At 66.0% G+C, this 12,004-nt stretch carries 7 protein-coding genes; 4 read left to right on the forward strand and 3 right to left on the reverse strand.

Going from position 1 to position 12,004, the window contains the following annotated elements; all coding sequences use genetic code 11:
* Nucleotides 1-7: 7 nt before the first annotated feature.
* The gene (locus QCE48_RS25020; RefSeq protein ID WP_309782975.1) at nucleotides 8-2,119 is read right to left on the reverse strand and encodes a protein kinase domain-containing protein; all 2,112 of its coding nucleotides are present in this window, start codon (nucleotides 2,117-2,119) and stop codon (nucleotides 8-10) included.
* 366 nt (nucleotides 2,120-2,485) lie between these two features.
* Between QCE48_RS25020 and QCE48_RS25025 the strand changes: the two genes are divergently transcribed.
* From QCE48_RS25025 to QCE48_RS25035, 3 genes are all read left to right on the forward strand, one after another.
* Entirely contained in the window at nucleotides 2,486-2,755 is a 270-nt protein-coding gene (locus QCE48_RS25025; RefSeq protein ID WP_309782976.1) for a hypothetical protein, read from the forward strand.
* Nucleotides 2,756-2,807: 52 nt separating this feature from the next.
* A complete protein-coding gene (locus tag QCE48_RS25030) occupies nucleotides 2,808-3,074 on the forward strand; it encodes a hypothetical protein (RefSeq protein ID WP_309782977.1) in 267 nt (88 codons plus the stop codon).
* Nucleotides 3,075-3,310: 236 nt separating this feature from the next.
* Nucleotides 3,311-3,529, forward strand: coding sequence for a hypothetical protein (locus QCE48_RS25035; protein ID WP_309782978.1), 219 nt, complete (start codon nucleotides 3,311-3,313; stop codon nucleotides 3,527-3,529).
* 111 nt (nucleotides 3,530-3,640) lie between these two features.
* On the opposite strand, the gene QCE48_RS25040 is transcribed toward QCE48_RS25035, so the two are convergent.
* Nucleotides 3,641-7,981 carry a DEAD/DEAH box helicase gene (locus QCE48_RS25040; protein WP_309782979.1) on the reverse strand — a complete coding sequence of 1,447 codons (4,341 nt, stop codon included), beginning with the start codon at nucleotides 7,979-7,981 and terminating at the stop codon, nucleotides 3,641-3,643.
* A 215-nt stretch (nucleotides 7,982-8,196) separates the two neighbouring features.
* On the opposite strand from QCE48_RS25040, the gene QCE48_RS25045 reads away from it, so the two are divergent.
* Nucleotides 8,197-10,605 carry a phosphoketolase family protein gene (locus QCE48_RS25045; protein ID WP_309782981.1) on the forward strand — a complete coding sequence of 803 codons (2,409 nt, stop codon included), beginning with the start codon at nucleotides 8,197-8,199 and terminating at the stop codon, nucleotides 10,603-10,605.
* Nucleotides 10,606-10,638: 33 nt separating this feature from the next.
* Here the strand turns inward: QCE48_RS25045 and QCE48_RS25050 are convergent, their stop codons facing one another.
* Nucleotides 10,639-11,970: an MFS transporter gene (locus QCE48_RS25050; RefSeq protein WP_309782982.1), complete on the reverse strand. Its 1,332-nt coding sequence runs from the start codon at nucleotides 11,968-11,970 to the stop codon at nucleotides 10,639-10,641.
* Between the last annotated feature and the right edge of the window lie 34 nt (nucleotides 11,971-12,004).

Genomic DNA, 12,004 nt, shown 5'->3' on the forward strand with positions numbered 1-12,004 from the left:
CGCGCGGCTAGTGCTTGCGCGCCTGTGTGCTGATCTGCACGATGTCGACCGCCACGTGATCGCGGCCGTACTTCCCCGCGAGTTGCGCGAGCCGCGCATCGACGGCCCGCAGGTAGTCGGCTTTGGGTTCGCTGTCGGGGCGCAGCGAATCGAAGAGCGGCGCGGGCGTGATGAAGAGCACGATCAGTTCCGAGCCGAACGGCTTGCCGACCACCCAGTCGCCCATCGTGCCGATGGTCGCCGTGTAGTGCGGCGGTGCCTGGTTGTCCTTCGCGCGCTCGTTCGGCACGAGATGAACCACGGTGCCGTCGAGCTGGAAATAATCGACGTTGACATACGAATCGAAGCCCGGCGTCATGACGTCGACGATCAGCGGCTGGCCTTCGGTCAGCCGTGCGCCCGGCGCGCGCGAGCGCAGCGAAGCCGGGCGGCCTGTCTGATGGTTCGCCGTCCAGTACGGCCCGACGACCTTGAGGACGTCGCACTTGTCCTCGGCGACCGCCTGCACGCCGAGGTTGACCGTCTTCACGCCCGGCAGCGCACCGAGAGCCTGCCTGAGCCGCCCCATGCCGTAACGCTCCGACACGTAGCCCTGCACGTCGACGGTCTGATCGTGGACCGTCGCGACGAGCGCCGAGCACGGCACGGCGGCCAGCGCCGGCGTGACCGCATCGAGCGTCAGTGCAGTCGCGGGCGCGGACGCCGCGGCGGGAGCCGAAGGCACGACGGCCACGGCAGGCGCCGAAGGCGCCACGACGCTGCCCGCGACATCGGTTTCCTGCGCGCCTTTCGCGCCTTCCTGCTCGCTCCTCGACTGATCGTAGAAGTAGTAACCGCCGCCCGCGACCACGGCGGCAACCAGCGCCGCCGCGCCGAACATCAGCTTCGGCCTGCCCTTCGATCCCGCCGTGGCAGCCGGCCGCTGCTCTTCGGCAAGCTCGTCGGAAAATTGCGCGACGGTCGGCGTGCGCGCTTCGCGGTCGAACGACAGCGCCGCCCGGATCGCCTTCCACTGCTTGTTGCCGAGGTCGTCGGGACGGGCGGGCTTCATGCCCGCGCTGCGCGCCTGCGTCGCGGGCACGCGGTCGAACGGATGCTTGCCCGTCAGCAATTCGTAGGTGATGCAGCCGAGCGCGTACACGTCGTCGCGCGGATCGGGCTCGCGGTGCTCCAGCATCTCCGGGCTCGCATACGCGGGCGTGAGCGCGCCGAGACTGCCCGGATCGAAGATGGTCGCCTCGGTTTCCTCTTCGGGCCGCTGGAACACGCGCGCGATGCCGAAGTCGATCACCTTCACTTCGGCCGTATCGGTGAGAAAGACGTTGGCCGGCTTGAAGTCGCAATGCACGAAGCCGCGCTCGTGCGCGTAGGCGAGCGCGTTCGCCATGCCCTTGAAAATCGGGAAGACTTCGGCGAACGGCATGCCCTTGAAATTCGGGTTCCGAAGCAAGCGCGAGAGCGGCTGGCCGGACAGATACTCCATCGTCAGGTAGACGACCGAGCCGTCGCGATCGAAGTCGTACACCGTGACGATATTGCGATGCGCGAGCGTCTGCGCCTTGCGCGCCTCGCGCTGCAACGCGATCAGCGATTTCGGATTGCCGCGGAACTGCAGGTTCAGCACCTTGATCGCGACGTAGGGCCGGCGGTCGGACGCTTCCAGCTTGCGCAGATCGAGCGCCTTGTACACGGTGCCCATGCCGCCGATGCCGAGACATTCTTCGAGCACGAAGCGGCCGTTGAGCGTATCGCCGACGCCTTTCACCTGATCCAGTTCCGCCACCACCTGCCCGTTGCCGAACGACGCCTGCCCCGACGAATCGCGCGGCGTGAAGCCCGCGGGCGTGGTCTGCACGCGGGTTTCGTCTGCGTTGTCGGGAGTGGCGGGATGGAGGTTGCGCTGAGGCGCTGAGAGCGATGCTTCGTCGATGCGACGCTTCACAGCCGCGTAGACGTCGGGCGGCAGCGGCCTGGCGGCGTGCGCTTCATCGAGGATCGCGATGAGCCTCGAATGCGGTTCGCGGGTGTCCGCCAGTGCGCTGTCGATCTCTGCCAAAAACGCGTCGCGCGACGGGTCGTCGCTGTGGAATGTACGAATCGCTTCTGGAAAGCTTGTCATCTGTGCGACTCGACGCGGCTCCAAATCGACCGACAATTCACTTGTCGTAACAAACTACATGTGCACGTTCGATACTAGCCTTCACCCGCGCCTTTCGCAAATCTGGTTTTCGATCTTCGGCGGCTCGCATGCGGGTGTCTCGCGCGATCCAACACGTGAGCGGCCGCTGTTGGGTCCGGGCCGCCGGCGATGTTGCCACCCGCCACTCGCCGCTCTTCGCAACGTCGAAAATATTCCTTTTCTTTCAGGTACTTGGAAGTATTTTCGGAAGCCGCGCTCTGACTGGCACAGGCCATGCATTTATCCCACCCGAGCAGACAGAATGCTCGACCAACCCGAAAGCCTTCCCTCTCCAGGAGCATCCAAATGAAATCGCTGATGATCAAAGACCTCGCCAAGACCGAAGACCTCGACAGCCGCGCCATGTCGGCCGTGCGTGGCGGCAACTCCGCCTTCTTCATCCCGGGCTATGACTTCACGAAGCTCGACGTGACCGTCAACACGCAGCAGCTGATCGGCCAGACGCAGAACGTGTCCAGCGCGAACGGCAACAACGCCGCCTTCGTCACCGACATCGATTCGAACGTCAAGCCGATCCAGAAGGCGAGCAACACGAACACGATCAACGTGTTCTGAGCGCGGCCCGAACCTCGCCCACCACCACAGCACGCACGCCAGGAGAACCAACATGTCGTCCATCATGATCCAAGACCTGCACCACAGCCAGGAACTCGACCGCCACGCAATGTCGTCCGTTCACGGCGGCTCGCTCGCGCAAGGCGGCTTCGGCCCGTTCGCGAACGTCAACGTCAACGTGAACCAGAACATCCAGCAATACCAGAACGTGCAGGTCTCCGCACTGAACAACAGCGTGATCGGGCCGAACTTCGTCGCGCCGCGCTTCGACGTCAACCCGCAACAGATCGGCGCGGCGAACTCCACCGTGCTGTTCTGAGAACGCCCTCGCGCCGCCGGTTTTCCGGCGGCCCGGCCGCTCGCAACCTGCAAAGGCCGCGAGCGGCCTTTCGCCTTTGCGTCGTTCGAATGTGTTGTGGCCGCACGTGGGGTCGCGCCGGTCACAATCGCGAACGGATTGCCTATACTGGGTGCGTGCAGTGTTCCGGCATCCGTGCGCTTCGTAGCGTGACCGTCGTCACGCCGGTTTCGACTCCGAACCTTCAGGAAAATGTCATGGCCGTCATCGTCATCAAGGATCTAGCGGACAGTGTGCTTCTCGATCGCGAAGCAATGACCGCAATCGTCGGCGGTTCGCGGACCGGCGCGCATCAGGGTTTTCGCCCGCGCCCCGCCGTGAACGCAAACCGCCTCTCCAACTATCCGGGCGTCGCGGTGCAGAGCGTGCCGGCCGCGCAACCCGGGCCGTTTCGCAAGAAGCTGGTTTCGAAGTAGGTAATCCGCAACACGGATGAAGCGGTCCGCGATGCATCGCGGACCGCTTTTTTTGGCGTCTTGCGCATAGGTTTTGGCTTCTGGCGTCTTGCGCGGGAGCCTTCGTAGCGCTCAGTGCGGCAAGGCCGCACCCGCGGTCGTCCCTGAAAGGCCGGTCAATCCACCGATCGAGCGTGCGCTGCGTTTCACGAGCTTCGAGCGCACCGTTTCGCGTTCCTCAGCGTCGAGTTCGACGAGATAGCGCGTCTTGCCCGCGATCACCGCGCCGACCGGCACGCCGTCGCGGAACAGCAGACGGTTGCCCGGCAGCGCGGGCACTTTCTCGCCGGGCAAGAGCGTGCCGACGAGATTGAGCGGATCGACGGCGCTCACCGCGACGAAACTACCATCGGGCGAGCGCTTGCGCATGTCGCGCAGCAGCGGCACGGCTTCGGCGAGCGCGAACTGCTCGCCCGCGATGCCCGCGACGAAGCGTCCGCCGCGAATCTCTCCGCGCGCCTCCAGCCGATGAAACACGCGCAGCAGATCGCGCCACGGCGGCAGCCAGTCGGCTTCGCGCTCGAGCAGCCGCCAGAACACGACGCCGTAGCGGCGCAGCAGCACCATCGCCGCATGTTCGACGGCATCGGGCGCGCCTTCGGCTTCGGCGCGGCGCAGAAGCGCCCAGCGTCCCGCGTCGTCCATCCCGCCGATGAACATGCCACCCCGGCGCGGCCGCCGGCTGAACGCATTGCGCTTCGCGGCGGGCGCAAGCAGCGCGCGCAGGCCGGCGAAGCTGTCGGCGTTCACGAGTCCGAGCGCGACCAGTTCGCCGAGCGCCGTCTCCAGTTCCGTGCGAAGGAGACGCGTGTCGGCGAGTAACTCGTCGAAGAACATCGCGCCGTGCGCCTTCAGCGCGTCGTGGACCAGTTGCGCGCGCGAACTCATCTCTGGCGCCTCGCCCGGACGCATCAGCGCGTTCCAGGCGGCGAGATGGCGGCGCGGCAAGAGGACGATCGGCGTGCCGCGCACCGGGCCGCCCGCCGCGCGCGCGCGTCCGCCCGGCCGGCTCCAGACGACCTTGCCCGAGCGCGAGATTTCGTCGAGCCAGTAGCCCGAGTAATCGGCGATGCGCGCGGGCAGCATTTCCTCTTCCCACGCGACGGCGGGCGCTTCGAAGCCTTCCAGTTGTTCGACCACCGCGAGCAATGCGTCGCGTCCTTCGCCGCGCGTATCGGCGGAAAGATGCTGCCATTCGAACAGGAAGCGCATGAAATCCTGCCGCTCGACCGGCTCGATCTCGCGACGCAGCCGCCGCACCGTGTAGCGATGAATCCGCGCGAGCAGATGCCGCTCGCACCATTCTTCGTCGACGGCGCCGGGCGTGAAACGGCCGCGCAGCACGTAGCCCTCGGCTTCGAGCTTCGTCAGCGCGAGCGCCACCGCTGACGCTGGCAACGCCAGCGCCCGCGCGATTTCCGGCACGGTCAGCGGACCGAAGCCCGACAGCCGCGCGCGCACGATCTCGACGAGCGCGTCGTCTTCGGTCCACGGATCGGCGTAGCCAGCGGGCGCGTGCAATGCCCGATGCATCGGCGCCTGCGGATAGACGGCGCGCACGCACGTGAGCCGCTCGACCGGCACCCAGAGCGCGTCGTGCTCCGCGACGCGCAAGCGCGTCGCGCGGCCGGACTTTGCGAGCGCGTCGAGCCACGCGGGCCAGCCGTCGTTGCGCCCGGCCTCGGCCTCGGTCACGCACGCGAGGCTCATCAGCGCTTCGTGCATTTCGTCCGCGCCGCGCGCGACGGGCCACGCTTCCTCGCGCACGCCTTCGATCGCTTCGGCGTCGAGCGCGCCGAGATCGTCGGCGGATTCGGGATCGCTCCAGCGGCGCGCTAGCACGGCCTGCGTGCGGCGCTCTTCGAGCGGGGCGTCGTCGAGGAAGGCATACGGGCGGGCCGACAAAATTTCAGCCGCCAGCGGCGAAGGCGCCGGCAGATCGCGCGTCACGAGCCGCAGTTCGCCCCCCTCGATGCGCCGCAGGATCGCGAGCCATTGCTCACTGTCCATCGCGTCGTGCAGACAGTCGTCGAGCGTCTGTTCGACGAGCGGATGCTCGGGCACCTCGCGCTCGCCGACGACGTTCTCCGCGCACGCGACCTGATCGGGAAAGATCGCCGCGAGCAGGTCTTCGCTCTTCATGCGCTGCAACTGCGGCGCGACCTTGCGCCCGCCCGCGTAGCGCGGCAGCGCCAGCGCGTTGGTCGCGTTCCAGCGCCAGCGCACGCCGAAAAGCGGCGCGTCGAGCAGCGCCTGGATCAGCACGCGCTCCGCCGTGTTCGAGCGCAGATAGCGCCACACTTCGTCGAGCGCGAAACTGTGGCTGCGCGTGAGCGACAACACGATCGCGTCCTCGGTCGCGGCGGCCTGCAGTTCGAAGTTGAAGGTGCGGCAGAAACGCTTCCTCAGCGCGAGGCCCCACGCGCGGTTCACGCGGCTGCCGAACGGCGCGTGGATCACGAGCTGCGTGCCGCCGGATTCGTCGAAGAAACGCTCCATCACGAGCGTGTCCTGGGTCGGCAAAACGGTGAGCGCGGCCCGCGCGCGCGCGAGATAGTCGACGATCTGCCGCGCCGCCTCGCGGTCGATGCCCGCTTCGGCGGACAGCGCGTCGATTGCGGCGTCGAGCGTGCTTTTTGCGCCGAGCCACGCGTCGATCTGGCCGCGCATGCGCGCGATCGCGTGAGACAGTTCGTCGCTTCGGCCGGGCGCCTCGCCGAGCCAGAACGGGATGTTCGGCGGCTGGCCGTTCGCGTTCTCGACGCGCACGCGCCCGCCCTCGATCCGCAAGATCCGGTACGAGGTGTTGCCCAACTGGAAGATGTCGCCTGCGAGGCTTTCGACGGCGAAGTCCTCGTTGACCGTGCCGATCTGCAAGCCCTGCGGCTCCAGCAGCACGGAGAAATCGGCGTTATCCGGAATCGCGCCGCCGGACGTCACCGCCGTCAGCCTGCCGCCGCGCCGGCCGCGCAACGTGCCGCTCACCGCATCGCGATGCACATACGCGCCGCGCGGACCGTGGCGGCTCGTGAACCCTTCCGCGAGCGAACGCACGACCGCGTCGAACTTCGCGCGCGCGAGCGTCGCGTAGGGATACGCGCGCGTGAAGCACGCGAACAGCGCGTCCTCGCGCCACTCGCGGCACGACACCTCCGCCGTGATCTGCTGCGCGAGCACGTCGAGCGGCGCGCGCGGCACCGACAGCGCGTCGAGTTCGCCGCGCCGCACGCAATCGAGGAGCGCCGCGCATTCGATCAGATCGTCGCGCGACGTCGGGAAGAGCCGCCCTTTCGGCATGCCGCCGACCTGATGCCCCGAACGCCCGACGCGCTGCAAGAATCCGCCGATCGACCCCGGCGAGCCGAGCTGGCAAACCAGTTCGACATCGCCGATATCGATGCCCAGTTCCAGCGAAGCGGTAGCGATCAGCACGCGCAGTTCGCCGCGCTTCAGCCGCTGTTCCGCGTCCAGCCGATGCTCGCGCGCGAGACTGCCGTGATGCGCCGCGACCGCTTCCTTGCCGAGCCGGTCGGTCAGATGGCGCGCGGCGCGCTCGGCCATGCGACGCGTGTTGACGAACACGAGCGTCGTGCGATGCTGCGCGACGAGTTCGGCAAGCCGGTCGTAGACGCGCTCCCACATGTCGTTCGACATGATGGCTTCGAGCGGCATCGGCGGCAGTTCGAGCGCGAGATCGCGCGCGCGGACGTGCCCGACATCGACGATCTCGCACGGCTCGCCCTCGCCGACGAGAAACTTCGCGACCAGTTCGATCGGCTTCTGTGTCGCGGACAAACCGATGCGCACGGGCTTCTGCGCGCAAAGCGCGTCGAGGCGCGCGAGGCTCAGCGCGAGGTGCGCGCCGCGCTTGGTGCCCGCGACCGCGTGAATTTCGTCGACGATCACACTGCGCGTCGTGGACAGCATCGCGCGACCCGAGTCCGAACCGAGCAGCACGTAAAGCGACTCGGGCGTCGTGACGAGGATATGCGGCGGGCGCTTCCGGACAGCGGCGCGTTCCTGCTGCGTCGTGTCGCCGGTGCGCACCGCCGCGCGGATCTCGACGGACGGCAGGCCGAGCCGCGCGAGTTCGTCCGAGATGCCGGCGAGCGGCTCCTGCAGATTCACGCGAATATCGTTCGACAGCGCCTTCAGCGGCGAAATGTAGACGATGCGCGTCTCGTCCGGCAGCACCGCGCCGCGCGCAAGGCCGTCGCGCACGAGTTCGTCGATGGCGGCGAGAAAGGCCGTGAGCGTCTTGCCGGAGCCGGTCGGCGCCGCGACGAGCGTCGAACGGCGCGCGCGGATAAGCGGCCACGCGCGCGCCTGCGCCGCGGTGGCGGCCGGGAAATGACGCTCGAACCAGCCGGCGACGGCGGGATGAAAATCGGCGACAGAGGAAGGGTCGGTCATACGCTATTTTAGGAGGCGATCGAAAATCGCGTGCGGCGCTGTGTCGCGTGCGCACCGGCTGTCACGAAACCGACATCTTGCTCGACGATACCGGACGTTCGCGTCTGATCGCGTCCGAGCGCGCGTTTTCCGGTTACTGCAAAGATGAGGCCGATGGCGCCATAATCAACCGCGCATCCTATGCGCGCCTGACGCAACCACGACTGGAGAAGCCCTTGGACGACGCAGCACAAGGCCAAACGCCCGGCCCGGCAACCCCGAATCTCCCGCTTTCCCCCGACGAACTACGCAAGCTCGACGCCTACTGGCGCGCATGCAATTACCTGTCCGTCGGCATGATCTATTTGCGGGATAATCCGCTCCTGCGCGAGCCGCTCAAGCCCGAGCACATCAAGCGGCGTCTGCTCGGACACTGGGGATCGGACCCGGGGCAATCGTTCACGTGGGTCCACCTGAACCGGCTGATCGTCCAGCAGGACCTGAACGTGATGTTCGTCTCGGGGCCGGGCCACGGCGCGCCCGCGACGCTGTCCAATGCGTATCTGGAAGGCTATTACTCGGAGGTCTATCCCGACCGCAGCGATGACGAAGCCGGCATGCTGAAGCTCTTTCGCGCGTTTTCATCGCCGGGCGGAATCGGTTCGCATTGCACGCCGGAGACGCCCGGTTCGATCCATGAAGGCGGCGAACTCGGCTACAGCCTGTCGCATGCCTACGGTGCCGCATTCGACAATCCCGATCTGATCGTCGCCACGATGGTCGGCGACGGCGAATCGGAGACGGGCCCGCTCGCCACGTCGTGGCATTCGAACAAGTTTCTGAACCCGGTGCAGGACGGCGCCGTGCTGCCGATCCTGCATCTGAACGGCTACAAGATCGCCAATCCGACGATCCTCGCGCGCATCCCGCACGACGAACTCGAAGCGTTGTTCATCGGCTACGGCTACAAGCCGTATTTCGTCGAGGGCGACGATCTGCCCGGCATGCATCAGCGCATGGCCGCGACGCTCGAACAGTGCATCGGCGAGATTCGCGCGATCCAGCAGCACGCGCGCGCGAACAACGACGCCACGCGCCCGCGCTGGCCGATGATCGTGCTGCGTTCGCCGAAAGGCTGGACGGGGCCGAAGGAAGTCGACGGCCACAAGGTCGAGGACTTCTGGCGCTCGCATCAGGTGCCCGTGCTCGATCCCGCAACGAACCGCAAGAGCCTGCGCGTGCTCGAAGACTGGATGCGCAGCTACGCGCCCGAAGCGCTGTTCGACGAAGCAGGCCGGCTGATCGACGAGCTTCGCGAGATCGCGCCCAAGGGCGAACGCCGCATCAGCGCGAATCCGCATGCGAATGGCGGACGTCTGCGGCATGCGCTTCATCTGCCCGACATGCGCGACTACGCGTTCGACGTGAAAAGCCCGGCGAGCGTCTATGCGTCGCCGACCGCGGTGCTCGCCACATTCCTGCGCGACGTGATCCGCAACAACATGTCGAACTTCCGGCTCTTCGGTCCCGATGAAACCGCGAGCAACAAGCTCGACGGCGTGTACGAAGCGTCGGGCAAGCGCTGGATTGCAGAGACGAAACCCGAAGACAGCGACGGCGGCGCGCTCGACCCCACCGGCCGCGTGATGGAGATGCTCTCGGAACACACGCTCGAAGGCTGGTTCGAAGGCTACGTGCTGACGGGCCGCCACGGCCTCCTCGCGACTTACGAAGCGTTCGTGCACGTGATCGATTCGATGTTCAACCAGCACGCCAAGTGGCTGGAGAAAGCGAAAAAGGAAATCGACTGGCGCGCGCCGATTCCGTCGATCAACCTGCTGATCACGTCGCTCGTGTGGCGGCAGGATCACAACGGCTTCACGCATCAGGACCCGGGTTTTCTCGATGTCGTCACGAACAAGAGCCCGGAAGTCGTGCGCATCTATCTGCCGCCCGATGCGAACTGCCTGCTTTCCGTCGCCGATCATTGCCTGCGCACGCGCGACTACGTGAACGTGATCGTCGCGGACAAGCAGCCGCATCTGCAGTACCTGAACATGCAGGACGCCATCGTGCATTGCTCGAAGGGCATCGGCATCTGGGACTGGGCATCCACCGACGCGTGCCACGAACCAGATGTCGTGATGGCCTCGGCGGGCGACATCGCGACGATGGAATCGCTTGCCGCCGTCGAGATCCTGAAGCAGCAGTTTCCTGATCTGAAGATCCGCTTCGTCAACGTGGTCGATCTGTTTCGCCTGATGCCGGACACCGAACATCCGCATGGTCTTTCAGCGCGCGATTTCGATTCGCTCTTTACGCGCGACAAGCCGGTCATCTTCAACTTCCACTCGTATCCGACGCTCGTGCACAAGCTCACGTACAACCGCACCAATCACGAGAACATGCACGTTCACGGCTATCGCGAGAAAGGCAACATCAACACGCCGTTCGAGCTTGCGATCATCAATGGCGTGGACCGCTATACGCTCGCGATCGACGTGATCGACCGCGTGCCGCGCCTGCGCGATACCGGCGCGCATGCGAAGAACTGGCTGCAGGATCAGGTGATCGAGAGCATTCGCCATGCGCATGCGGAAGGCATCGATCGCGATGAGATTCGCGAGTGGACGTGGAAGGGATAACGATGAAGCCCCGCTTAGTCGCGGGGCCTTCGTTTACTCCGCGTGATCCTTCTGCCTGAGCGATTGAGGCAGGCCGAACATCAGAATCAGCGCACACGCGACGCTCATGCAGCCGATCGCATACAGCGCGGGTGTCGTGCTGCCCGTCAGATCGCGGATGCGTCCGACCATCACCGGGCTCACGATGCCGCCCAGTTGCCCGAGCGTGTTGATGAGCGCGATGCCGCCTGCGGCGCCCGCGCCGCTCAGGAGCTTCGGCGGCAGCGCCCAGAACGCCGGGATCGCAGCGACCACGCCCGCGCCCATCACGCCGAGTGCGACGATCAGCAAGGTCGTCTGCTTGTCGAAGACGCCTGCCGCGAAGAAGCCCGCCGCGGCCATCAGCAACAGCACGCACACGAACTTGCGACGCTCGCCTGAACTGTCCGACATGCGGCCCACCACGACCATGCAGATGGCGCCGCACACATAAGGCACGGCGGTGAGCAGGCCGATGATCGTCGGGTTGTCGGTGCCTGCCGCGCGAATCAGGTGCGGCGCCCAGAAGTTCAGGCCATACGACGCGATCTGGATCAGGAAGTAGATCAGTCCGAGCGTGAGGAAGCCGGGGGTCTTGATCGCGCCGAGGAGCGAATGACCGCCGGGCGCCGGCTTGCTTTGCGACGCAATCTGGCTCTTTAGATACGTTTTTTCCGCTGCGGTGAGCCACCCGGCGTCATCGACGCGATCCTTCAGCACCTTCAGCACGAGGATGCCGAGCAGCACGCAAGGCAGGCCGCCGAGCAGGAAGAGCCAGTGCCAGCCGGGCATGCCGAGCACGCCGTTCATATGCCCGAGCACGAGCCCCGACAGCGGCGCGCCGACGAGCCCCGAGAACGCGGACGCAAGAAACAGCAGCGACGTGATGCGTCCGCGATAGCTCGGCGGGAACCACAAAGTGAGGTAGTACAGCACGCCCGGCGCAAAGCCCGCTTCCATCGCGCCGATGATAAAGCGCAGCCCGTAGAACTGCCATTCGTTCGAGACGAAGACCATCGCCGTCGTCGCGAGGCCCCACGAGATCATGATCCGCGCGATCCATTTGCGCGCGCCGACCTTGAAGAGCATCAGATTGCTCGGCACCTCGAAGAGCACATAGCCGATCACAAAGAGACTCGCGCCGAGCCCGTAGGCGGTGTCGGAGAAACCGAGATCGCTTTGCAGCTGGAACTTCGCGAAGCTGATGTTGATGCGGTCGAAGAAGGCGAACAGATAGCACAGCATGATGAGCGGCATCAGCCGCCACGCCACCTTGCGAATGATGTCCGCCGTGTTTTCCTTCGCTAGCGGACGGTTCGTTGCCGCTACTGCGCCCAGATCGCTCATGATTGTCTCCACGCCGGACTGGCGTTGCGCCGTC

The organism is Caballeronia sp. LZ024 (assembly GCF_031451455.1).
Lineage (GTDB): Bacteria > Pseudomonadota > Gammaproteobacteria > Burkholderiales > Burkholderiaceae > Caballeronia > Caballeronia telluris.

Bases quoted from the DNA above. Each gene is read 5' to 3' on its own strand.
- QCE48_RS25020 (WP_309782975.1), bottom strand. From the start codon at position 2,119: ATGACAAGCTTTCCAGAAGCGATTCGTACATTCCACAGCGACGACCCG.
- QCE48_RS25025 (WP_309782976.1), top strand. From the start codon at position 2,486: ATGAAATCGCTGATGATCAAAGACCTCGCCAAGACCGAAGACCTCGAC.
- QCE48_RS25030 (WP_309782977.1), top strand. From the start codon at position 2,808: ATGTCGTCCATCATGATCCAAGACCTGCACCACAGCCAGGAACTCGAC.
- QCE48_RS25035 (WP_309782978.1), top strand. From the start codon at position 3,311: ATGGCCGTCATCGTCATCAAGGATCTAGCGGACAGTGTGCTTCTCGAT.
- QCE48_RS25040 (WP_309782979.1), bottom strand. From the start codon at position 7,981: ATGACCGACCCTTCCTCTGTCGCCGATTTTCATCCCGCCGTCGCCGGC.
- QCE48_RS25050 (WP_309782982.1), bottom strand. From the start codon at position 11,970: ATGAGCGATCTGGGCGCAGTAGCGGCAACGAACCGTCCGCTAGCGAAG.